Source organism: Sphingomonas glacialis (genome assembly GCF_014653575.1).
Lineage (GTDB): Bacteria > Pseudomonadota > Alphaproteobacteria > Sphingomonadales > Sphingomonadaceae > Sphingomonas > Sphingomonas glacialis.
This window is the reverse complement of the sequence record NZ_BNAQ01000002.1, coordinates 769,215-791,234: the sequence shown is the minus strand read 5'-3', so window position 1 is coordinate 791,234 and position 22,020 is coordinate 769,215. Positions and strand designations below refer to the sequence as shown.

The 22,020-nt window shown below is 67.3% G+C and carries 19 protein-coding genes; 12 read left to right on the top strand and 7 right to left on the bottom strand.

What is annotated here, in order from left to right; genetic code table 11:
• Positions 1-120: 120 nt before the first annotated feature.
• Genes IE187_RS10370 through phbB form a run of 3 tightly spaced genes read left to right on the top strand, consistent with a single transcriptional unit; the run spans position 121 to position 4,134 of the window.
• Positions 121-2,370, top strand: a complete 2,250-nt coding sequence (locus IE187_RS10370; RefSeq protein ID WP_189676157.1) for a xanthine dehydrogenase family protein molybdopterin-binding subunit — start codon at positions 121-123, stop codon at positions 2,368-2,370.
• The gene (gene hemH, locus IE187_RS10365; protein ID WP_189676156.1) at positions 2,370-3,374 is read left to right on the top strand and encodes a ferrochelatase; all 1,005 of its coding nucleotides are present in this window, start codon (positions 2,370-2,372) and stop codon (positions 3,372-3,374) included. The genes IE187_RS10370 and hemH overlap by 1 nt, the downstream gene beginning before the upstream one ends.
• Positions 3,375-3,411: 37 nt before the next feature.
• Positions 3,412-4,134 carry an acetoacetyl-CoA reductase gene (gene phbB / locus IE187_RS10360; protein WP_189676155.1) on the top strand — a complete coding sequence of 241 codons (723 nt, stop codon included), beginning with the start codon at positions 3,412-3,414 and terminating at the stop codon, positions 4,132-4,134.
• Between the two features lie 325 nt (positions 4,135-4,459).
• Here the strand turns inward: phbB and IE187_RS10355 are convergent, their stop codons facing one another.
• On the bottom strand, positions 4,460-4,858 hold the full coding sequence (locus tag IE187_RS10355) for a glycine zipper 2TM domain-containing protein (protein ID WP_189676154.1): 399 nt from the start codon (positions 4,856-4,858) through the stop codon (positions 4,460-4,462).
• A gap of 150 nt (positions 4,859-5,008) precedes the next feature.
• Between IE187_RS10355 and IE187_RS10350 the strand changes: the two genes are divergently transcribed.
• Complete coding sequence (locus IE187_RS10350; protein ID WP_189676153.1) at positions 5,009-6,010, top strand: esterase-like activity of phytase family protein; 1,002 nt, start codon at positions 5,009-5,011, stop codon at positions 6,008-6,010.
• Between the two features lies 1 nt (position 6,011).
• Here IE187_RS10350 and rpmB read toward each other — a convergent pair whose 3' ends face one another.
• Positions 6,012-6,317: a 50S ribosomal protein L28 gene (gene rpmB, locus IE187_RS10345; RefSeq protein ID WP_133192112.1), complete on the bottom strand. Its 306-nt coding sequence runs from the start codon at positions 6,315-6,317 to the stop codon at positions 6,012-6,014.
• Positions 6,318-6,515: 198 nt separating this feature from the next.
• Between rpmB and IE187_RS10340 the strand changes: the two genes are divergently transcribed.
• Both IE187_RS10340 and IE187_RS10335 read left to right on the top strand, forming a co-directional pair.
• Positions 6,516-6,803 (top strand): hypothetical protein, encoded by a 288-nt coding sequence (locus tag IE187_RS10340; RefSeq protein WP_133190845.1) that lies wholly within the window; start codon positions 6,516-6,518, stop codon positions 6,801-6,803.
• A 58-nt stretch (positions 6,804-6,861) separates the two neighbouring features.
• Positions 6,862-7,290: a nucleoside deaminase gene (locus IE187_RS10335; RefSeq protein WP_189676260.1), complete on the top strand. Its 429-nt coding sequence runs from the start codon at positions 6,862-6,864 to the stop codon at positions 7,288-7,290.
• Between the two features lie 121 nt (positions 7,291-7,411).
• Here the strand turns inward: IE187_RS10335 and IE187_RS10330 are convergent, their stop codons facing one another.
• Positions 7,412-8,092, bottom strand: coding sequence for a YiaD family glycine zipper/OmpA-like lipoprotein (locus tag IE187_RS10330; RefSeq protein ID WP_189676152.1), 681 nt, complete (start codon positions 8,090-8,092; stop codon positions 7,412-7,414).
• A 177-nt stretch (positions 8,093-8,269) separates the two neighbouring features.
• On the opposite strand from IE187_RS10330, the gene IE187_RS10325 reads away from it, so the two are divergent.
• The gene (locus IE187_RS10325) at positions 8,270-9,595 is read left to right on the top strand and encodes a hemolysin family protein (RefSeq protein WP_133190839.1); all 1,326 of its coding nucleotides are present in this window, start codon (positions 8,270-8,272) and stop codon (positions 9,593-9,595) included.
• A gap of 64 nt (positions 9,596-9,659) precedes the next feature.
• Here IE187_RS10325 and IE187_RS10320 read toward each other — a convergent pair whose 3' ends face one another.
• From IE187_RS10320 to purD, 3 genes are all read right to left on the bottom strand, one after another.
• Complete coding sequence (locus IE187_RS10320) at positions 9,660-10,289, bottom strand: hypothetical protein (RefSeq protein WP_189676151.1); 630 nt, start codon at positions 10,287-10,289, stop codon at positions 9,660-9,662.
• Between the two features lie 190 nt (positions 10,290-10,479).
• On the bottom strand, positions 10,480-11,202 hold the full coding sequence (locus IE187_RS10315) for a helix-hairpin-helix domain-containing protein (RefSeq protein WP_189676150.1): 723 nt from the start codon (positions 11,200-11,202) through the stop codon (positions 10,480-10,482).
• A gap of 39 nt (positions 11,203-11,241) precedes the next feature.
• Positions 11,242-12,507 (bottom strand): phosphoribosylamine--glycine ligase, encoded by a 1,266-nt coding sequence (gene purD, locus IE187_RS10310; protein ID WP_189676149.1) that lies wholly within the window; start codon positions 12,505-12,507, stop codon positions 11,242-11,244.
• Here purD and xseA point away from each other — a divergent pair.
• The 4 genes from xseA to IE187_RS10290 are packed head-to-tail and all read left to right on the top strand — an operon-like array spanning position 12,507 to position 17,844.
• Positions 12,507-13,901 (top strand): exodeoxyribonuclease VII large subunit, encoded by a 1,395-nt coding sequence (gene xseA, locus IE187_RS10305; protein ID WP_368855595.1) that lies wholly within the window; start codon positions 12,507-12,509, stop codon positions 13,899-13,901. The two genes, purD and xseA, sit on opposite strands and share 1 nt — an antisense overlap.
• 12 nt (positions 13,902-13,913) lie before the next feature.
• Positions 13,914-14,114, top strand: coding sequence for a DUF2093 domain-containing protein (locus tag IE187_RS10300; protein WP_189676148.1), 201 nt, complete (start codon positions 13,914-13,916; stop codon positions 14,112-14,114).
• A complete protein-coding gene (locus tag IE187_RS10295; protein ID WP_189676147.1) occupies positions 14,111-15,031 on the top strand; it encodes a M23 family metallopeptidase in 921 nt (306 codons plus the stop codon). Before IE187_RS10300 ends, IE187_RS10295 begins: the two co-directional genes overlap by 4 nt.
• A 53-nt stretch (positions 15,032-15,084) precedes the next feature.
• A complete protein-coding gene (locus IE187_RS10290; RefSeq protein WP_189676146.1) occupies positions 15,085-17,844 on the top strand; it encodes a TonB-dependent receptor domain-containing protein in 2,760 nt (919 codons plus the stop codon).
• A 221-nt stretch (positions 17,845-18,065) separates the two neighbouring features.
• Here the strand turns inward: IE187_RS10290 and IE187_RS10285 are convergent, their stop codons facing one another.
• Positions 18,066-18,602: a hypothetical protein gene (locus tag IE187_RS10285; RefSeq protein ID WP_189676145.1), complete on the bottom strand. Its 537-nt coding sequence runs from the start codon at positions 18,600-18,602 to the stop codon at positions 18,066-18,068.
• 224 nt (positions 18,603-18,826) lie between these two features.
• Between IE187_RS10285 and IE187_RS10280 the strand changes: the two genes are divergently transcribed.
• A complete protein-coding gene (locus tag IE187_RS10280; RefSeq protein WP_189676144.1) occupies positions 18,827-21,928 on the top strand; it encodes a TonB-dependent receptor domain-containing protein in 3,102 nt (1,033 codons plus the stop codon).
• The last annotated feature ends 92 nt before the right edge of the window (positions 21,929-22,020 follow it).

Here is a 22,020-nt window from a genome sequence, read left to right as displayed (position 1 = left end):
CCGCTCATGCAGTTTCGGCGATTCGATGCCGCCATGCCGCTTTGCAGCCCGTCGGTGTCCGGTCGCCACGCGGTGCACAGCGAACTGGCGGCGCACCGCGCGGCGCGATAGAGCTTGGCGATGGCATCCCTTACGCTCCCCACGGTCAACCGTCGCACGCTGCTGATCGCGGGCGGCGCGGGGATCGGTCTGGTGGTCGCGTGGCAGCTGTGGCCGCGTAGCTATGTCGGCAATCTCACCGCCGACCCCGGCGAGACGATCTTCGGCGCGTGGCTCAAGATCGGCGACGACGGACGCGTCATCGTCGCGGTGCCGCAGGCCGAACATGGCCAGGGCGTCTACACTGCGCTGCCGCAGATCGTCGCCGACGAGCTCGGTGCCGACTGGCGCACCGTCGGGGTCGAGGCCGCGCCGAGCAATCCGCTCTACGCCAACCCGTTCGGCGCCGAGCAATTGTTCGAACAGCCCGATAACGGCCTGCTCAAGCATTGGCGCGATGGCCATGCGGTGCGGATCGGGCTGACGCTGACCGCAGGGTCGAGCTCGGTGCGCAGTTTCGAGGATCCGCTGCGCGCGGCGGGGGCAGCGGCGCGTGTCCTGCTGTGCAAGGCAGCGGCCGCGCGGTGGAAGATCGATTGGCAGGCCTGCACCACTGGCGAGGGCTTCGTCGTGCATGGCAAGGACCGGCTGCGCTTCGGCGAGCTCGCGGTCGAAGCGGTGCGCGATTTCGGGGGGGCGGCGCTGCCCGATCCGCTTCCGCTGCGCAGCGATCCCGCCGGGCGGCTGTCGGGACAGTCGCTGCCGCGGCTCGATGCGCCGTCGAAGGTCGACGGTTCGGCGACCTTTGCCGGCGACGTCCGGCTCCCCGACATGGTCTATGCGAGCATCCGCCAGGGTCCGGTCGGCGACAGCAGATTGGCGCGCGTCGATCGTGCAGCGGCCGACCGCGTCAATGGCGTGCTGCAGGTCGTCACCAACGATCGCTGGGTCGCGGCGATCGGGAATACCTGGTGGTCGGCCAACCGCGCGCTCGATGCGCTCGCGCCGCGCTTCGAGACCAGGGGGCCGATCGTGAGCAGCGCGAGCATCGCCGCTGCGCTCGCCGCCGCGCTGGCGGCGCCCGGAACGCGGATGGTCGCGCAAGGCGATGTCGCGGCGGCGTTCAAGGGCGCGCGCCTGGTCAGCGCGGCGTATCAGGTCGGGCTCGCGCCGCACGCCGCGCTCGAGACGATGACCGCGAGCGCGCAGTTCAGCCATGGCCGGCTCGAACTGTGGCTGCCGACGCAAGCCCCGGGCGTGGCGCGCGCCGCAGCAGCGGCGGCGATCGGGCTTGCCGAGGATGCGGTGCTCGTCCACCCGATGCTCATCGGCGGGTCGTTCGGCGCCAATCTCGAGACCGAGTGCGCGGCGCAGGCCGCGGTGCTGGCGCACGCGATCAAGCGTCCGGTCCAGCTCGTCTGGAGCCGCATCGAGGATCTGCTGCACGATCGCTATCGCCCGCCGGCGCACGCGCGGATGACCGCGCGGCTCGGCACCAACGGCCAGATCCTCGGGCTTTCCGCCAAGATCGCCGCACCCGCGACGGGGCACGACCTCGCGCGGCGGATGTTCGCGCACGACGCGGGCACGAGCGCCGCGCTCGCGCTCGCCGGGGCGGCCGACCCCTATGCCGTCGCGGGCGCGATGCCGGCGTATCGCATCCCCGCCGTCGCGATCGATCACCATCCCGCCGAGATCGGCGTGCCGACCGGGCATTGGCGCTCGGGCGCGCACAGCTACACCAGTTTCTTCACCGAATGCTTCCTCGACGAGCTCGCGCATGTCGCCGGAACCGAGGCCTTGTCGTTCCGCATCGCCATGCTCGGCGGCGACGCGCGGCTCGCGCGGTGTCTCTCGACCGCCGCGTCGCTCGGCGGCTGGGAAGGCGGCGTCGCGGGAAGCGGGCAGGGGATCGCCTGCCACAGCTTCCGCGGCAGCCACATCGCGGTGCTGGTCGAGGCGCATGTCGGCGAGGGGCAGGCGGTGAGCGTCGACCGGATCGTCGCCGCGGTCGATTGCGGGCGGCAGATCAACCCCGACCTCGTCCGCCAGCAGATCGAGGGTGGGCTGTTGTTCGGCATGGCGGCGGCGACGGGCTGCACGACGGGCTTCAAGGACAGTCTTGCGACCGTTCGCGGGCTTGGCGGGCTCGGGCTGCCACGGCTCGCCGACACGCCCGACATCACCGTCGAGCTCGTGCCGAGCGAGGCCGATCCGGGCGGGGTGAGCGAACTTGCCGTGCCGCCGGTCGCGCCAGCGATTGCCAATGCGCTGCAAGCCGCTACGGGCTATCGCCTGCGGAGCTTGCCGCTAATGCCCGGAACCCTGTGATGCTGCCTGCCGATCATCCCCCCATCCCCAAGCGGAAAGTCGGCGTCTTGCTGACCAATCTCGGCACGCCCGACGGCGCCGATACCAAGTCGGTCAAACGCTATCTGGCGGAATTCCTGTCGGACCGGCGCGTGGTCGAGATTCCGCCGCTGATCTGGCAGCCGATCCTGCGCGGCATCATCCTCAACACGCGCCCGCAGAAATCGGCCGAAGCCTATGCGCAGGTATGGAGCGAGGACGGCTCGCCGCTCGCCGCGATCACCAAGGCGCAGAACAAGGCGCTGCAAGGCGCGTTCGGGCCGGGCGTGATGGTCGATTGGGCGATGCGCTATGGCAAGCCGTCGATTCCCGAGCGGTTGCAGGCGATGAAGGATGCCGGCTGCGAGCGCATCCTCGTCGCGCCGCTCTACCCGCAATATTGCGGGGCGACGACCGCGACCGCCAACGACAAGGCGTTCGAGGCATTGGCGAAGATGCGCTGGCAGCCCGCGTTGCGCACGCTCCCCCCCTATCATGACGATGCCGTCTATATCGACGCGCTCGCGACCTCGATCGAAGCGGGTGTGGCGGCGCTCGATTTCGAGCCGCAGGCGATCGTGGCGAGCTTCCACGGCATGCCGCAGCGCACGCTCGAACTCGGCGATCCGTATCACTGCCATTGCCAGAAGACCGGGCGCTTGCTTGGCGAGCGGTTGGGGAAGCCCTTGGTCGTGTCGTTCCAGTCGCGTTTCGGGCGCGCGAAATGGCTCGAGCCGGCGACCGACATCACGCTCGAGGAATTGCCGGCCAAGGGAATCACCAAGATCGCGATCGTCGCACCCGGTTTCTCGGCCGATTGTCTTGAGACGCTCGAGGAACTCGCGATCCGCGGGCGCGAGAGTTTCGAGGAGAAGGGCGGCACGCATTTCGCCTATATCCCGTGCCTTAATGCCAGCGACACTGGTGTCGAAATGTTGCGCACTTTACTCGCGCGTGAACTTGAAGGCTGGGTGACCGCCGCTTAGCGTGGGCTCGGAAACAAGATCCTTTGAGGAGAGTAGAATGGCACGCGTCGCGATCGTAACCGGCGGAACCCGCGGGATCGGCGAGGCGATCAGCCTTGCGCTCCAGGATCACGGGATGACCGTCGCAGCGACCTATGCCGGCAATGACGACCGCGCGCGCGACTTCACCGAGCGCACCGGAATCGCCGCGTACAAATGGGACGTCGCCGATTATGACGCCTGCCAGGACGGGTGCGCACGTGTCGTGGCCGATCTCGGGCCGGTCGACGTGCTCGTCAACAATGCCGGCATCACGCGCGACGGCACGATCATGAAATTGAGCTACCAGGCGTGGAAAGAGGTGATCGACACCAATCTCGGCGGCTGCTTCAACATGGCCAAGGGCGTGTTCCCGGGCATGCGCGACCGCAAATGGGGGCGGATCGTCAATATCGGGTCGATCAACGGGCAAGCCGGGCAGTACGGCCAGGTCAATTACGCTGCGGCGAAATCGGGGATCCACGGGTTCACCAAGGCTTTGGCGCAGGAGGGCGCGCGCGCTGGCGTGACGGTCAATGCGATCGCGCCGGGGTATATCGACACCGACATGGTGGCGGCGGTGCCGGCCGATGTGCTGGAGAAGATCGTCGCGAAGATCCCCGTCGGCCGGTTGGGCCAGGCGAGCGAGATCGCGCGCGGCGTTGCGTTCCTGTGCTCGGACGAGGGTGGGTTCGTGACTGGGTCGACGCTCAGCATCAATGGCGGGCAGCATATGTACTGACGGGCGCAGGCGCGGCCCCGCCCGCGCCGATGCGCCTGCGGCGCAGCGCCCGGCACGGCCGGCGGACGGGGTTCACCCCGATCCGGCCGACGGCTTTGCCGGCGGCGATCCCAGCCAGACGGATAGCTAAAGAAGAGGCCGGCCTCCTCGAGGAGAAGCCGGCCTCACACCCTCGCTTTGCGTGCGCCGAGGGTAACTCTGTAAACGCGCGGCGTCGGCGGCAAAGCCGCCGTCGGTCGGGTTCGCCCCGGGGGCGACCCGCCGGCCGTGCCGAGTGCTGCGGGCTATGCCCGCACCGGCGCGGTCGTGGCCGCGCCTGCACTCGTCATCGGCAGCGCTGTCCGTCCTTCTCGATCGCGCGCCCGGCCAGCGCACCACCGCCTGCGCCGAGCACGGTGCCGAGCGTCCGGTCGCCGCGCCCTGCGATGGTGTTGCCGAGCAGACCGCCCGCGATCGCGCCGAGGATCGTTCCCGTATTGCCCGAATTGCAGCGCGAACGGTTGTAATAGCGGCGGTCGTCATAGCGCCGCCCATCGTCATACCGGCGGTCATCGCGGTATGCGCGGCGGTCCTGATAGCCATCGTCACGATTGTAGCCGTCGCGATAGGCCTGGGCGTAGGCATAGCTCTGATCGTCATAGCGCTGCGCGGCAGCGGGCGTTGCGGCCAGGCCCGAGGCGGTCATGGCAATCGCGGTAGCGGCGAGCGTGAGCGTCTTCATCATGATGCGTCTCCTGATAAGCGGTGGTCCAATGCTGACGGTATGGCGACTCGCTGCTGAGGTAAGCCTGAATGCGCTTGTTACCCACCGTTCATCGCAGCACTGGGGCGAAACCCGGTTGCGCGCGCTTCATGCCTCCCGCAGGGGCGGGGAATGCGAATTCTGTGGTCGGTCCTGCTGTGCGTCGTTCTCGTTCCCGACTGGATGGGAGCGCAGCGGCGCGATGTGTTCGACCCAGCCTATCCCTTTCAGGTCGAGCCGGTCGAGCTCGACTTCGCCGATCCGCACCGCACGCGCGTGGGCGATCTGGCGTGGCTCGGCGGGATCGAGCTGTCGAGCGGCGACCCCGCCTTTGGCGGCTTTTCGTCGCTCCACGTCGCGGGTGACCGCTTCACGCTGCTGAGCGACGGCGGCGATGTGCTGCGCTTCACGATGGGGCGAGATTTTCGTGTCCATCGGCGCAGCATCACCACGCTTCCCGACGGACCGGGGCAGGGCTGGAGCAAGCGCGACCGCGACAGCGAATCGATGAGCGTCGACCCGAAGACCGGCGACGTCTGGGTCGGGTTCGAAAGCTATAACCAGTTCTGGCGCTACGATTCGGGCTTTCATCGCGCGCTGGCGCATGTCGCGCCGCCGGTGATGAAGAACTGGCCTGAGAATGAGGGGCCCGAGGCGATGACGCTGCTGCCGGGCGGCGGGATGGCGACGATCAACGAGACGACGCCCTGGCCCGATCAGCCCGGGCGGGGCGGGATCGTCTTCTATGGCGATCCGGTCGCGCACCCGCGCGGCGGCTTCCGCTTCAACTTCATTCCGCCCGAGGGGTATGACGTGACCGACATGACGGTCCTGCCCGACGGGCGCTGGCTGATCCTCAGCCGTCGCTTCGCGCAGCTGCGCTTTTCGAGCACGCTGACGATCGTCGACGCACAGCAGGTCAAGCCGGGCGCGAGCGTGCGCGGACGCGACGTCGCGACGATCGCGGCACCGCTGCTGCACGACAATTTCGAGGGGGTCGCCGCCACGCGCGAAGCGGGCACGACAATCATCTGGCTCGTCTCGGACGATAACCAGTTCGCGCTAGAGCGCAGCCTGCTGTTCAAGTTCAGGCTCGATCCGGTCGGGCATAAGCCCGACCGGAGCAAAGGGTAGGTTAGGCTGCGGCCTGCGGCGCAGCGGCCGTCAGCTTCTTCGACACGTCGCGCTTGAGGCGACGCGCACGCAGCGAGAGCTTGTCGTTGGTCGTCTTGACCAGCCAGTTGTCGAGCCCGCCGACATGCTCGACCGAGCGCAGGCCGTGCGCCGAGACGCGCAGCTTGACGCTGGTGCCGAGCGCGTCGGAGATCAGCGTGACGTTCTGCAGGTTCGGCAGGAACGTACGCTTGGTCTTGTTGTTCGCGTGGGAAACGTTGTTACCCACCATCCGGCCCTTGCCGGTCAGTTCGCAGATGCGCGACATCTTGAATTCCTGAATACCAGATTGAGCCGTGAAGCAGCTCGTGAAGGCGGGGCGCATACCGAACGCGAGCCAGTCGGTCAACCGCGCGTGGCGATTCGGCTGCGTGTTCGGAACCGCTTGCAACCTTCAGGAAGACGCGGCGTTGGTTACGGTAACGATTCGAATGCGCAGTGTTCGAGTGTCCTGTTGGAGAAGATCATGCGGTTTCTGTTAGCTCTGGTCGGCCTTGCCGCGCTTGTCGTGGTCGCGCTCGTATCGCTGGGTATGCTCAAGATCGACACCAGGGCGGGCTCGTTGCCGTCGCTCAGCGTCAACGGCGGCAAGGCGCCCGAGGTCACCGCCAACATGGCGACCGTGGAATTCGGCAGCAAGACCAAAGAGATCGAAGTCCCGACCGTGACCACCACGACCAAGACGATCTCGGTCCCGACGCTGCGTGTCAACAAGCCGACCGGCGCCGACGGCAACAGCGTCACCACGCAGTAATTAGCGATTCGCGCTTGAGTGGGGCATGGGGACGGTCGTGATCCCCATGCCCCTTTTCATGCGCGCCGCACTCGATGCCGCCGCCGCCGCCGGTGCCGCCGGTGAAGTGCCGGTCGGCGCGGTGGTGGTGCTCGACGGCCGCATCATCGCGACCGCGGCAAACGCCCCGCGCGCGCTGCACGATCCGACCGCGCACGCCGAGATGCTGGCGATTCGCGCCGCCGCCGCCGCGATCGGCGACGATCGGCTGCAGAACTGTGATCTGTGGGTCACGCTCGAACCCTGCGCGATGTGCGCCGGCGCGATCGCCCACGCCCGAATCGCGCGGCTCTATTACGGCGCGAGCGATTCGAAAGGCGGCGCGGTCGAGCACGGCCCGCGGCTGTTCTCGCAAAGCACGGTGCATCACCGGCCCGAGATCTTTCCCGGGATCGGCGAGGGCGAGGCTGCGGCGTTGCTGAAAGGCTTCTTCGCCGCGCGGCGCTGAGACCCGCGAACCGTCACCCCATCCGTCACCCCAGCGAAAGCTGGGGTCTCCGGCCTGGAGGCACCGCGCGAGCAGCACGAGACCCCAGCCTTCGCTGGGGTGACGGGCGCGCTGCCGCGTCTTAGCGCAGATCGGTATCGGCGATCGGCACGATCTTGATCTCGACGCGCCGATTCGTCGCCTGGCCGTCGGGCGTCTCGTTCGAGGCGATCGGCTGACCCTTGCCGAACCCCTTGGTGCCGAGCCGCGCCGCGTTGACCCCATGCGAGACGAGATACGCCGCGACCGATGCCGCGCGCTGCTCGGACAGCCGCTGATTGTACGAATCCGACCCGACCGAATCGGTGTGGCCATAGACGTCGACGAGCGCGTGATCGTACGCTTTGAGCACGCTGGCGATCTGGTCGAGCGTCGGCTGGAAGCCCGGCGCGACGCTCGCATCCTTATAGGCGAAGCTCAGTCTCGACGGAATCGTCAGGATCAGATCGTCGCCGCGCCGCGTCACTTGAACGTCGGTCCCCGTGATCCGCGCGCGCAGCTCGGCTTCCTGTCGGTCCATATAGGCGCCGATCCCGGCGCCCGCGATCCCGCCGATCCCGGCGGCGCTGATCCTCGCGGTGCGGGCGCGCCGCCCGCCGATGACGTCGTCGAGCAGATAGCCGCCGAGCGCCGCGCCGATCCCGCCGACCGCGGTGTCCGCCACGCGCGGCGTCTGCGCCGCCTGCGGCGTCGCGCACGCGCCGGTCGCGAGCAGCGCGCCGAGCGCGGCGGTGGTGGCCAAGGTGCGGAAGGTCGTCGTCATGCTGCTATCCCTTTTCCAGCCGGTACGCGCTGCTACGGCTGATCAAACCCGCCGGATGCGCCGGTTGTTCCGCTTGCGCACCGATGTCCAGCCCCGGCCTGACGCAGCGCTGCCTGCACGACGGCGTGCGAGAACGGTTGTGCAATGACCCGATTCGCGCGAAAGGTGCGCGGCGCCATGCACCCGCTTCCCCCCTTTCCCTGGATCGACGTTGCGATCATCGCCGTGTTGATCATCGTCAACGGCGTCTTCGCGATGTCGGAGCTCGCCATCGTTTCTGCGCGCAAGGCGCGGCTCGAGGCGATGGCGCGCGTCGGCGCGCGCGGCGCGCGCACCGCGCTCGCGCTCGCCGCCGATCCGGGCAAGATCCTCTCGACCACGCAGATCGGCATCACGCTGATCGGCATCCTCTCGGGCGCCTATTCGGGCGCGAGTCTGGGCGGCCCGGTCGCGGCGCGGCTGGCATTCCTCGGATTCGGCGCCGAGACGACGCAGTCGCTCGGCTTCGCGATCGTGATCGGCATCACGACGTACGCCTCGCTGGTGATCGGCGAGCTCGTCCCCAAGCAGATCGCGCTGCGCGCGCCCGAGCCGCTCGCCGCGATCATGGCGGGGCCGGTGTTGCTGCTCGCGCGGATCACCGCGCCGTTGGTGTGGCTGCTCGATTCGTCGTCGGGGCTGCTGTTCCGGCTGATGGGCCTGAAGCGCGAGAGCGAGGAGCATGTCACCGCCGAGGAACTCCATCTGATCGTCGCCGAGGCGAGCAAGTCGGGGATCATCGAGGAGCATGAACGCTCGATCATCTCGGGCGTCGTCCGCCTCGCCGATCGTCCGGTGCGCGAGGTGATGACACCGCGCACCGACATCGAGTGGATCGACGCGACGATGGACGATGCCGGGATCCGCGCCGCGCTGATGCAGGCGTCGCACAGCCGGTTGCCGGTGACCGAAGGCTCGGTCGACACGGTGATCGGCGTGGTGCAGGCGCGCGACATCGCGGTCGCCCTGCTGGAGGGCGGGGCATTCGACCTGCGCGCGCTGATGCGCCAGGCGCCGGTGGTGCTCGACCAGATCGACGCGATGGACGCGCTCGATGCGCTGCGCCAGGCCGAGGTGCCGATGGCGCTGATCCACGACGAATACGGCCATTTCGAAGGGATCGTCACGCCCGCCGATCTGCTCGCGGCGATCGCGGGCGAATTCGCCTCGGACACCGATCCCGACGATGCGCCCTCGGTGGTGACGCGCGACGACGGTTCGCTGCTGGTCGCGGGCCAGATGGCGGTCGACGCGCTCGCCGAGCGACTGGGGATCGATCTGCCCGAGGGGCGCGATTATGCGACCGTCGCGGGGCTCGCGCTAGCGGTGTTCCGCCATTTGCCGGGCGAGGGCGAGAGCTTCGTCGAACAGGGCTGGAAGTTCGAAGTGGTCGATCTCGATGGGCGCCGGATCGACAAATTGTTGGTGAGCCGCGCGCGCGAGGCCGGGTTCCGGCTGGGCTGACTCGGCGGGTTTCGCGGCGGCTGAGGCGCCGCCACGACCGGAGCGGTAGACCTCCGTTGAGAGATCAGGATCCGATCCGGCGCAGCACCGACCGGTTGCGCGGAAGCCAGACGTCCTGCGTGTCGCCATCGGGATTCACCTCCTTCAGCGTCGTCATCGTATCGCCCGCGCGCGTGGTCGTTTCGCGCACCTGCGCCACGTCGTTCCCGTCGCCGCGCCGCTCGGTCGTCACCATCGTCCAGTGCACCGCATCGACCCCAGGCACGACCGAGACGATCTTGGCGCTTCCCGAATCGGGCGCGCGGCTGCGGCGGAAGCTGGCGTAGGCCAGCGTCGCGGCGACGGGATCGACCATCGTCACCGTGGTGATCGTCACGATCCCCGTCTTGGGTCCGTCGTCGAATTGGGCGGTGCGGATCGTCGTCACCTGGTCGGGCTGCGCGGCGATCGTCACGGTCACGGGCAGCGCCTGCCAGCTGTTCGACTGGTAATCGCGATATGCGAGCTCCCCCTGCCACCGACCGGCGGTCTGCAACAGCAAGGCGGCGGCACCATCGGTCGGCGTGCTTGCCGAAAGTGCCGGAGTGGCGACGAGCGCGAACAGAAGTGCCAGATAGCGCATCGATGGTCTCCGACAGATCGCCACGACGAGTAGCCCGCCGCCGAGGATATGCCCGGGATCGGGCGTCTGCAATGGAGCGTCCGCTGACCCCGCGCTGTCCTACATCACGGGATTGTGGTATGCCTTCCAGGCTTTTTGAAATCGTCGAACGCTCCCGCCTGCATTATGCAAGGAATGGAAACGATCGCCGCTGACGATGTCGCGTCTTGGGGTCAATCGAGTCAAGCAATAGCCCCCCGACCTGCGTCCACCGTTGCCGTGCTTACCCGCCTAGCTTCCCGAACGCCGCCTCATAGCCCGCGCGGTCGCCAGCGCTCAGCAGCGTGGCCTGCTCGATCCAGCGGTCGCGCGTCATGCGGCCCTTGAACACGCCGAGTTGCGCATCGAGCGCGGCGGCCGCGTCGGGGCTCAGTGCGGCGATCTGCTCGACGCGAGTGATGCCGAGGTCGACGAGCGTTGCCGCCAGCTTGGGGCCGAGCCCCTTGATCTGCGTAAGGTCGCTCGCGATCGGTGTCGCCGCGGCGGGCGCTGCAGCCGGGGCTGGAGTGGGGACGGGCGCTGGGGCCGGGACAGGTGCTGCAACTGGGGCTGGGGTCGCAACCGGCGCTGGAGCCGCGACAGGTGCGGCAATCGGAGCCGGAGTCGGAGCCGGAGCCGGAGCAGAAACTGGTGCAGCCGCAGGCGCTGGACGCGGCATCTCCGCAGCGTCAGGCGCGCGCTCCGCCTTCGGCACGTCGGACGACACCGCCGGCGTCCCGTCGATCGACGCAGTCCCCGGCTCGGCGGTGGCGCCGTGCTCCTCGGCGATCGCGAAATTCTCCTCGACCTGCTTTGCGGCATTGCGGCGGCGGCGGGCGATGATCGTGCCGTAGATCAGGATCGCGATCGCGGCGGCGGCGAGCGCGACCATCAGGATGACGTGCGAGATGGTGATCGGCACCATCACGTCGATTGCCTGATTGGGGTTCTGGGGGCCGGAAGACATGACGCTACTCCTGATGTTTACAAAGGCTAACGCACAAGCTCAGCCCGCGTCGCGCGCAATCTCGCGCCAGCCGATGTCGCGGCGGCAGAAACCGCTCGGGAAGACGATCTGGTCGACTGCGTGATACGCCGCTTGCTGCGCGGCGGCGACGGTATCGCCAAGCGCCGTCACCGCGAGCACGCGCCCGCCCGATGCGACGAGCTGCTCGCCGTCGAGCCGCGTTCCCGCCTGGAAGACCAACGCGCCGGTCTCCTCGGCTTCTGCCACGTCGTCGATCGTCCCGCCGCTCGCCGGTGTGCCGGGATAGCCGTTGGCGGCGAGCACGACGGTCAGCGCGGTCTGCGAGACCCACTTCGCGGGCTCACGCTCGCCGAGCGTGCCGGTCGCCACCGATAGCAGCAGCTCGAGCAGATCCTCGTCGAGCCGCGCCATCAGCACCTGGCACTCGGGGTCGCCGAAGCGCGCATTGTATTCGATCAGCTTGGGGCCGTCCGCGGTCAGCATCAGCCCGGCATAGAGCACGCCCGAAAACGGCGTTCCCGCCGCCGCCATCGCCGCGACGGTCGGCTTGACGATCTCCGCGATCGCGCGGGCCTCGAGCTCGGGGGTGAGCACGCGCGCCGGGCTGTACGCGCCCATGCCGCCGGTGTTGGGGCCGGTATCGCCTTCGCCGACGCGCTTGTGGTCCTGCGCCGAGCCGAAGCTGAGGATGTCCTTGCCGTCGGTCAGCACGAACAGGCTGGCTTCCTCGCCCTCGAGGAATTCCTCGATCACAGCTTCCCCGCCGCGCGCGCCGAACAGATCGGCAAGCGCGCCTTCCGCTTCCTCACGCGTCATCGCGACCGTCACGCCCTTGCCCGCGGCGAGGCCATCGGCCTTGACCACGACGGGCACGCCGAAGCGATCGAGCGCGTGACGCGCTTCGGCGCGGCTGGTCGCGTGGACATAGCCCGCGGTCGGGATGCCCGCGCGGTCGCACAGCGCCTTGGTGAACGCCTTCGAGCCTTCGAGCTGCGCCGCCGCCTTGTCCGGGCCGAATACCGCGACACCAGCCGCGCGGAGACTATCGCCGAGCCCGTCGACCAAGGGGGCTTCGGGGCCGATCACGACCAGTTCGACCGACTGCTCGGCGCAAAAGGCCACCACCGCGGCGTGATCGGTCAACTCGAGCGATACGATCTGCGCATGCGCTGCAATGCCCGGATTGCCGGGTGCGGCGAACAGTGTACGCAGGCGCGGCGATTGCGCGAGCTTCCAGCTCAGCGCATGTTCGCGACCCCCCGAGCCGATCAACAGGACATTCAATGGCGGACCCTTTTCTAGAGATTGCGCGGCGCGAGGGGATGGGCGCCGGATTGGGCGGCCTCGTAGCCGAGCCCGCTCCCGGCGACAACGCCGCGCCGATGAGTGTCGGGGAACTCGCTGGAAAGCTCAAGCGCGTCGTCGAGACCGAATTCGGCTTCGTCCGGCTGCGCGGCGAGATCTCGGGCTACAAGCGCGTGTCGTCTGGCCACGCCTATCTCAGCCTCAAGGACGACAGCGCGGTGATCGACGGCGTCATCTGGAAGGGCAATGTCGCGCAACTGGGCTTCACCCCGCAGGACGGCGCGGAGGTGATCGCGACGGGCAAGATCACCACCTATCCGGGTCGCTCCAAATATCAGATTATCATCGATCGGATGGAGCTGGCGGGCGAGGGCGCGCTGATGGCGCTGCTCGAAAAGCTCAAGGCGAAGCTTGCGGGGGAGGGGCTGTTCGCACCTTCCGCCAAGAAGCCGCTGCCGTTCCTGCCGCGCCGGATCGGCGTCGTCACCTCGCCGACGGGCGCGGTGATCCGCGATATCCTCCACCGGCTCGAGGATCGCTGCCCGACGCACGTGCTCGTCTGGCCGGTCAAGGTGCAGGGTGCGGGCGCCGCCGAGGAGGTCGCACGCGCGATCGCCGGGTTCGACGCGATGCCGCTCGGGGACCGGCCCGACCTCGTCATCGTCGCGCGCGGTGGTGGGTCGATCGAGGATCTGTGGGCGTTCAACGAGGAAGTCGTCGTCCGTGCGATTGCGGCCTGCAGCATCCCTTTGATCTCGGCGGTCGGCCACGAGACCGACACCACGCTCGCCGATTTCGCCGCCGACCTGCGCGCGCCGACCCCCACGGCGGCGGCCGAAATGGCGGTGCCGGTGCTCGCCGATTTGCGCCTGACGCTGGCGGGCTATGGCAACCGCACCGAGAAATGCGCGCGGCGCTATGCCGAGCGCGGCCGCGAGCGGCTCGACGCGCTGGTCCGCGTGCTGCCGCGCCGCGACGCGCTCCTGGGGCCGCAGCGGCAGAAGGCCGACGATCTCGGCGCGCGGCTCGATCGGGGGCTCGAGCGCCGCGTCGTCGTCGCGCGCGGGCAGCTCGATCGCTCGGCAGGCGCCTTGCGGCTCGCGACGCTCGACCGCCAGCTCGAACGCGGGCGCGACCGGCTGAGCGCGACGTGGCGGCTGGTCGAATCGCTCGGGCCCAATGCGATCCTCGACCGCGGCTATGCCTTCGTCTCGGCCAGGCCCTCGGGCGCGGTGGTCGGCTCGGCCAGCGCCGCACGCAGCGCCGGCACCGTCACGCTCCACTTCCGCGACGGCGAGGTCGACGCCAAGGTTGAGCGCAGCGGCGCCAAGGCATATGATGGCACGTCACCCGAACAGCCCACCCTCCTCTAAAAGAGCCGCGCCATGTTGATGTCCAATACCGATCGCCCCGCGCGGCTCCACTTCATGGCGAACGGGTTTCGCGTGCTGGCGCCCGGCGATCACGTCGTCTGCGCGGTCAGCGGCACGCGCATCGCGCTCGACGATCTGCGCTATTGGAGCGTCGCCAAGCAGGAAGCCTATGCCAGCGCGGCGCTCGCGACCGAAGCGATGACGCCCGCATGAAGGCCCGGGGGGGCATTTCGATCATCGCCAACTGGACCACCGGTTTCGCCGCAATGGTCGTGCTCGGCAGTTGCGCGGCGGCGGCCGAGCGTTCGGCCCCCCAACAAGCGGCGCCCCAGCGCGTCACCGCGCCGCCGGTGCGCCGTCCGGCCAACTTTAGCTACACCGGATCGATGATCCAGGGCGGCATCGTCATCGGCATCGCGCCCGCCGGCACCAGCCTGTTGAGCTTCAACGGCGCGGCGATCCCGGTGGCGAGCGATGGCCGCTTCCTGATCGGCTTCGACCGCGATGCCGGCCCGAGCGCGACCCTCGTCGCGACGCTCGAGGACGGCCGCGTCGTGCGCGACACGCTGGCGATCGCGCCGCGCGGCTGGGACATTTCGCGCCTGTCGACGCTCCCCAAGATCCCGCTGCCGCAACCCGAATTCGACCGGCTCCGCCCCGCCGAGCTTGCACAGATCAATGCCGCACGCCACGTCCAGTCGGATTCGCAAGGCTGGCGGCAGACCTTCCTGTGGCCGACGACGGGCCGCATCTCGACGCTGTTCGGCTCACAGCGGATCTACCAGAATGGCGAGGCAGGGTCGTACCATTCGGGCCTCGATGTCGCCAAGCCGCAGGGCTCGGTGCTCCTCGCGCCCGCCGACGGCGTGGTCATTCTGGCCGCCGATCACCCCTTCACGCTCGAGGGCAACCTCTTGATGATCGATCACGGCAATGGCCTCAACACCGCGTTCCTCCACCTCGCGCGGATCGACGTGCGCGTCGGCGAGCGCGTCCGGCGCGGGCAGCCGGTGGCGCTGTCGGGGATGACCGGGCGCGCGACCGGGCCGCATCTGCACTGGAGCCTGAAGTGGCGCGAGGCGAAGATCGATCCGCTGCTGGTTGCGGGGCCGATGCCGCGTTCGGAATGAGCGGCGATCGGTGAAGCGGCATTTGTAACGCCAAACCGGTTTCATTTGAAATAGTGTGGACGCCGTCGCCGGTCACCGTGCTGACCACCGAGACGCTGTCGCGTGCCGGCATCACCAACATCAACGACGCCGTGCGTTCGATCTCGGCCGATGGCGCGGGCTCGATCTCGACCGGCTTCACCAACGGCTTCTCGGCCGGCGGCGCCGCGGTATCGCTGCGCGGCCTCGGCGTTTCGTCGACGCTGGTGCTGATCGACGGCCTGCGCTCGACCAACTTCCCGCTCAACGACGACGGCCACAACGCCTATGTCGATCTCAACTCGATCCCGTTCAGCGCGGTCGAGCGGATCGAAGTCCTCAAGGACGGCGCTTCGTCGAGCTACGGTGCAGACGCCATCGGCGGCGTCGTCAACATCATCATGAAGAAGCACTTCACCGGCGTCTCGGGCACGGTCGAAGGCGGCGTGACCGAGAAGGGCGACGGCGCCCGCTATCGCGCCAACCTGACCGCCGGCTATGGCGACTATGACGCCAAGGGCTGGAATTTCTACGTCAACGGCGAATATCAGAAGGACCAGCCGATCGGCGCGACGACGCGCGGCTTCCCGTACAACACCAACGATCTGAGCTCGATCGGTGGCCTCGACAACAATAGCGGCGACAGTTCGCTGCAGTTCCAATCGACCAACGCCGTCGTGCGCCGCGCAACGCAGACCGATCCCAACAATCCCTTCGCCGGCGGCGCCGCCTCGGGCACCTACACGCTGCTCGGCGGGACCGCGCAGTGCACGCGCGGCACCTTCACGGTGGCGGGCGCTGCGGGGGGCACGGGCTGCGCGCACGATTACGGCCAGGAATATGGCACGCGCTATAACGACATCCAGCCGTCGCAGGAGCGGTACAACTTCAGCGGGCGACTGAGCGTTCGCCTTTCCGACGCAATCGAGGGCTATGCCACCGGCAGCTATTCGCACAGCCAGGTCACGATCGGCCGCGCGCCCAACGGCATCCGCCAGACGCAGCCATACGGTGCTTCGCCGACCCAGTCGTCGAGCAACCCGGGCATCGTGCTTCCGGCCTTCGTGTGCGCAGCCGGCATCAACTGCCTGACCGCCGCAGATCGCCGCTTCAACCCCAACAACCCGTATGCGGCCGAGGGCAATGCAGCGCGCATCTATTATGCGTTCGGCGACATCCCGGTCTATTCGATCCGCAACAACGAAGTGATCCGTGGCGCAGTCGGCTTCAACGGCGACATTGCAGGCGATTATCACTGGAAGGTCGATGCGGTCGGCGCGCGCGACAATTTCTCGATCGAGAACCACGGCGTGCTCGACATTGCCGGGCTGAAGAACGCGATCAACACCGGCGCTTACAACTTCGTCAATCCGTCGCTGAACACCGAGGCGGTGCGCAACACGATCGCGCCGGTCTACACGACTCCGTCGCACACCTCGCTGATCTCGGTCGATGCATCGATCGCCAAGGACCTCTTCGCCCTGCCAGGTGGCAATCTGCAGGTCGCGGTCGGCGGGCAGTTCCGCCACGAGACCGAAGTCAACAACAGCAACAACCCGGGTCTGACCAAATACGCCAACACCTCGGCGGCGTTCGGTACGCATGACGTCTTCGCTGGCTATTTCGAAGTCAACGCGCCGATCCTCGACACGCTCGAGGTCAACGCTTCGGGCCGCTACGATCATTATTCGGAAGGCTTCAGCCACTTCTCGCCCAAGATCGGCGCCAAGTGGACACCGATCAAGCAGCTCGCGATCCGCGGCACCTATTCGAACGGCTTCCGCGCGCCGACCTTCGCCGAAAATAATCCGGCGTCGAGCTATGCCGGCTTCGTGACGGTAACGCCGCCGGCGAGCTTCCAGCTGGCACATGGTGGCCTGATCACTGGTGGCAACACCAACCCTTACGCCCAAGCCTACAGCCTTGGTTCGGGCTCGACCGGCAACCCCAATCTGAAGCCCGAGAAGTCGCGCAGCTTCACCGCCGGGATCGTGGCCGAGCCGGTCCGCAACGTCAGCTTCACGGTCGATTACTACAACATCAAGAAGACCGACGTGATCGTGACCGGTCCGGATGCGCTCACTGCCCGTGCGAACTATTTCGCTGGGACCGCCCTACCTGCAGGCTACACCGTTTCGGCCGTCGACTCGCCCGATCCGCTGTTCCCGAACGCGCTGCCGCGCGTGCTCATCATCAATGTGCCGTTCGTCAACGCCGGCTCGATCAAGAGCTCGGGCCTCGACTTCGGCGCCAACGTGACCGTTCCGATCGCCGACGGCGTGAAGTTCACCAGCCGCCTCGATATGACCTATGTGATCCAGTACGACCTCGATCCGGCGACCGGTGGGAAGATCCAGAAATATGCCGGTACGCTTGGGCCTTACGAACTGTCGTCGGGTGCTGGCACGCCGCGCGTCCGCGGCAACTGGCAGAACACGCTCGACTTCGGTCGCTTCGCGCTGACCGCGACGACCTATTACGTGTCGCGGATCAAGGAAGTCGCCGCTGACGAAGGCGACGATCTGAGCTGTGCCAATGCGAAGGGCGAGAACACCGGCAACCTGTACGGCACTGGCAACAACTTCTGCTATATCAAGCGGTTCGTCTATGCCGACGTCAACGCTGCCTTCAAGGTGAACGACAGCTTCACCTTCAACGTCTATGTCGGCAACATCACCGGCGAGAAGGCCCCGCTGGCACCGGCATCGTATTCGGGCGCCAACTACCTGCCGACCTGGCACATGGCCGGGATCGTCGGTCGCAGCTTCCGCGCTGGGGCGAACTTCAAGTTCTGATCTGGCGGCTCCCCGAGCGGGTTTGCCTGCTCGGGGTGCAGGCGGGACGGCGCAGCGTCTTGGCGAAAGCCCCGACGCTGCGCCGTTTTGCTGTGTGCGGTGCCGACGCGGCGATTGCCGCCGTCATCCGGGCCAACGCCTGGAGCGCTTCAAACCGACGCAGCGCATGCACGTCACACGATCCCAGCCTTCGCCGGGGTGCCGATGCGACCGCGTCCGAATCAGCGGAGGCGTTTCACATCGACCGCGCGGCCTTTGCCGATCTTCGCGGTATAGCGGCCCAGCATTCCCGCCTTGATGGTGACCGTGTCGCCCTTGCGCGGATCGAAGGTCGGCGATTCGGCCGTCGACTGCCATTCCCCGCCTTCGGCAAGTCCGAACGCCCACAGGCCGTAGGCCGCCTGGCGGGCGGATGTCACGGTGCTGGTGATCTCGCGAACGTCGGTGTCCGAATCGGCGCGGGGATCTTCCTTGCCGGTGCCGAACAGATTGAGGTGCGGTAGCGAGAACCCGAACAGCGAGCGCTTGGCGCGCTGGACCGCTTCGCGGTCGACGATCCTGATCTCGTGGCGATCGCGCGCGGAGATAAGGGCCGCGCTGGCCTGTTCGTAACACGCCAGGCGTTGGTCGGCGGCTGCCGTGCGACATGCAGCGAGCGCCGAGACCAAGCCTTCACCCCGGCTCTCGGTAGTCTGCGCTGCGGCAGGGAGTGGCGCCAGCACAAGGCAGGCGATCAGGGCAGTGGCGCGTGTGGGCAAGAGACCGTGCTCCCATGGTTGTAGCCGTCGTAGCGGGCGCCCGCCGGGCGGAAATCTGTCCGAACGTGGCGATCTGTATCTAAAACATCACAGCCCGAACAATATTCACACGGCGGCGTATTAGCCCGTTGCGGTCCTACCTCGGGATATCATACCCATGTGTCAACGTCCGTCCAAAATCGGGCACAGATTACACCAGCCGAACAGGCCGGAATGGGGGTTTTATGAAATCGACGACGCGGTCCATTTTGCTTGGGTCCACTCTCTTCGCCAGCGCGGCACTGGCCTCGGCGCCTGCCTTCGCACAGACCGCACCCGCAACGCCGTCCGCTGACACCACGGCGCAACCCGCGCCCGCAGCGCAGTCGACTCCCACGGAAAGCGGTGCCGATATCGTCGTCACCGGCAGCCTTATCCGCAATCCCAATCTCGTCAGCTCGACGCCGGTTGCGGTGATCGGTTCGGACGAACTGGCGCTGCGCCAGACCAACACCGCCGAACAGGTCCTGCGCGATCTGCCGGGCGCCGTCGCGAGCATCGGGTCGGCGGTCAATAACGGCAATGGCGGCGCCAGCTACGCGGATCTTCGCGGCCTCGGCAACTTCCGCAACGTAGTGCTGCTCGACGGCAACCGCATCACGCCGTCGAACACCGTCGGTCGCGTCGATCTCAACAACATCCCGCTCGCGCTCGTCCAGCGCGTCGAGACGGTCACCGGCGGCGCTGCCACGACGTATGGCGCCGACGCCGTGTCGGGCGTCATCAACTTCATCACGCGCCAGGATTTCTCGGGCGTCGAGGCGACGGTGTCGAACCAGATCACCGAGCGCGGCGATGGCCACACCTATCGCGCCGATCTGACGATTGGCGCCAATTTCGACGACGGCCGCGGCAACGCGGTGCTGTCGGTCGGCTATCAGCATTCCGACCCGGTCTATCAGGGCGCGCGCAACATCGCGGTCAACAACTACACCTCGACCAGCGGCGCGGCCGGTGGTTCGGGCACGACGGTGCCAACGCGCTTCTCGGTCGCCGGTCTTGGCACGGGGGCTGCACGCGTTTCGGGCAATCGCCAGATCAACCCGACCACGGGCGCGCTGCAGTCGCCGGTCGTGCCGTTCAACTTTAACCCGTACAACATCTTCCAGACGCCGTTCCAGCGCTACAACATCTACGGCGCGGCGCGGTATGACATCTCCGACCATGTCGAAGTCTATTCGCGCGGAATGTTCTCGAAGAACCAGGTGAGCACGATCATCGCGCCGTCGGGCAGCTTTGGTTCGTCGCTCGCGATCCCGTTCTCGAACCCGTATCTGCCAGCGGCAGCACGGCAGACCTTCTGCGATAACAACCCGACCTTCAGCGCAACGGGTGTTCAGGTCGCCCAGCTGACGGCAGCGCAGTGCGCCGCCGCAGCGACGGCTACCGCGACGACCGATCCGAACTTCCGCTACTTCACGGTGGCGACCAACCGCCGCACGACCGAAGTCGGCTCGCGTCTGTCGGATTACACCACGACGCTGTTCGATTACCGCGCCGGCGTGAAGATCGGGATCACCGATTCGATCAAGCTCGACATCAACGGTTCGTACGGCGAATCCGAGAACATCCAGTCGATCCAGAACTATGTGCTGACCTCGCGGCTTCGCGCTGCGGCGTTTGCCACCAATACCACGAGCTGCCTTCCCAACGGGCCCAACGGCGCCGCCAGCATCACTGCGGGGACCGGCTGCGTTCCGATCAACCTGTTCGGACCTGAAGGATCGATCACGCCGAATCAGGTGTCGTATCTGACCGCGAACAGCACGACGTCAAACCGCGCATCGCTGGCGCAAGCGCGCGCGCTGCTCAACGGTGATATCGGCGTGACGTCGCCCTTCGCCGATACGCCGATCGGTTTCGCGCTTGGTACCGAGTATCGCAAATACACCGCGTCGCAGGCGTCCGACACGCTGTCGCAGACGCCGGGCGAGCTCGGTGGCGCAGGCGGTGCTGCGCCGACCTTCCAGGGCGGCTATCATGTCACCGAAGGCTATGGCGAGTTGATCGTTCCGGTGGTCACCGACAAGCCGTTCTTCAAGAGCCTGACGCTCGAGGGCGGCCTGCGCTATTCGAGCTACAAGGTCGATACCGCGGGTTCGCGTGGCTATGACACGCTGACCTACAAGGGCGGCGCAACGTGGGAGCCGACGAGCGGGATCCGCATCCGTGGCACCTATCAGCGCGCGGTTCGCGCGCCGAACATCAACGAACTGTTCGCACCGGTTTCGACCGGCCTGACGAACCTGTCGTACGATGCGTGCGCCGGCACCGGGCCGACCACGAATGCCAACCTCCGCGCGGTCTGCCTTGCACAGGGCGCCCCGGCGGCCTCGATCGGCAGCATCCAGACCCCGACCGCAGCGCAGGCCAACTTCACCGGCGGCGGCAATCTCGCGCTCCAGCCCGAAAAGTCGGACTCCTACACGCTCGGCCTCGTATATCAGCCGAACTACGTTCCCGGCCTGTCGGTCTCGGTCGATTACTACAATATCTCGATCAAGAACGCGATTTCGCAGCCGACCGCAGGCGACGCCTACAATCTGTGCTTCGGCAACCGCACGGGCGCCGGGATCACCGCCGCCAGCGCGTCGAACGTGGCGTGTACGTCGATCCGCCGCAATCCGGCGACCGGTGCGCTCGACGGCGATCCCGCAACCACGGCCGGTCTGTTCATCGCTCCGAGCAACCTCGGTACGGTCCTCACCGATGGTATCGATCTCAACGTCAACTATCGCCGCAACCTCGGTTTCGCGAAGCTGAACCTCGGCTTCCTCGGCAACTGGACGTCGCGGTCGAAGTTCCAGGCGACACCCTTGTCGCTGGTCCGCAGCTGCGTAGGCTATTACGGCCAGAACTGCGGTTCGCCCGCTTCCGCTGGTCCGTCGTCGTCGGCCGGCTCGCTCCAGCCGCAGATCACGTGGAACCAGCGCACCACGCTGACCTTCAACCGCGTCGATTTCTCGGTGAACTGGCGCCACATCAGCTCGATGCGCGTCGAGCCGGGCGTCACGACGTTCAGCGGCACGATCGCCACGGGCGCACTGGCGGGCAAGGCCGTCAACTTCGGCAAGATCCCGTCGTACGATTACTTCGATCTGACGACGCGCTTTGCCATTGGCGACCATTTCGACCTGACCTTCACGGTCATGAACCTGTTCGATCGCGATCCGCCCGTCGTCGGTGGTACCGTCGGTTCGACCACGTTCAACAGCGGCAACACCTATCCGTCGACCTACGACGCGTTGGGCCGTCGCTTCGCAGTCGGCGCCACCGTCAAGTTCTGACGGATCTCCGACACGGGCAAACAGGGGGCGGGCCGCAAGGCTCGCCCCTTTTTGTATGCGTGCCGCGCTCGCGCGGGATGCACTGAGACCGT

Bases quoted from the DNA above. Each gene is read 5' to 3' on its own strand.
- IE187_RS10325 (WP_133190839.1), top strand. From the start codon at position 8,270: ATGCACCCGCTTCCCCCCTTTCCCTGGATCGACGTTGCGATCATCGCC.
- IE187_RS10335 (WP_189676260.1), top strand. From the start codon at position 6,862: ATGCGCGCCGCACTCGATGCCGCCGCCGCCGCCGGTGCCGCCGGTGAA.
- IE187_RS10340 (WP_133190845.1), top strand. From the start codon at position 6,516: ATGCGGTTTCTGTTAGCTCTGGTCGGCCTTGCCGCGCTTGTCGTGGTC.
- IE187_RS10350 (WP_189676153.1), top strand. From the start codon at position 5,009: ATGCGAATTCTGTGGTCGGTCCTGCTGTGCGTCGTTCTCGTTCCCGAC.
- phbB (WP_189676155.1), top strand. From the start codon at position 3,412: ATGGCACGCGTCGCGATCGTAACCGGCGGAACCCGCGGGATCGGCGAG.
- IE187_RS10330 (WP_189676152.1), bottom strand. From the start codon at position 8,092: ATGACGACGACCTTCCGCACCTTGGCCACCACCGCCGCGCTCGGCGCG.
- IE187_RS10300 (WP_189676148.1), top strand. From the start codon at position 13,914: ATGTTGATGTCCAATACCGATCGCCCCGCGCGGCTCCACTTCATGGCG.
- xseA (WP_368855595.1), top strand. From the start codon at position 12,507: ATGGCGGACCCTTTTCTAGAGATTGCGCGGCGCGAGGGGATGGGCGCC.
- hemH (WP_189676156.1), top strand. From the start codon at position 2,370: ATGCTGCCTGCCGATCATCCCCCCATCCCCAAGCGGAAAGTCGGCGTC.
- rpmB (WP_133192112.1), bottom strand. From the start codon at position 6,317: ATGTCGCGCATCTGCGAACTGACCGGCAAGGGCCGGATGGTGGGTAAC.
- IE187_RS10370 (WP_189676157.1), top strand. From the start codon at position 121: ATGGCATCCCTTACGCTCCCCACGGTCAACCGTCGCACGCTGCTGATC.
- IE187_RS10280 (WP_189676144.1), top strand. From the start codon at position 18,827: ATGAAATCGACGACGCGGTCCATTTTGCTTGGGTCCACTCTCTTCGCC.
- IE187_RS10315 (WP_189676150.1), bottom strand. From the start codon at position 11,202: ATGTCTTCCGGCCCCCAGAACCCCAATCAGGCAATCGACGTGATGGTG.
- IE187_RS10295 (WP_189676147.1), top strand. From the start codon at position 14,111: ATGAAGGCCCGGGGGGGCATTTCGATCATCGCCAACTGGACCACCGGT.
- IE187_RS10355 (WP_189676154.1), bottom strand. From the start codon at position 4,858: ATGATGAAGACGCTCACGCTCGCCGCTACCGCGATTGCCATGACCGCC.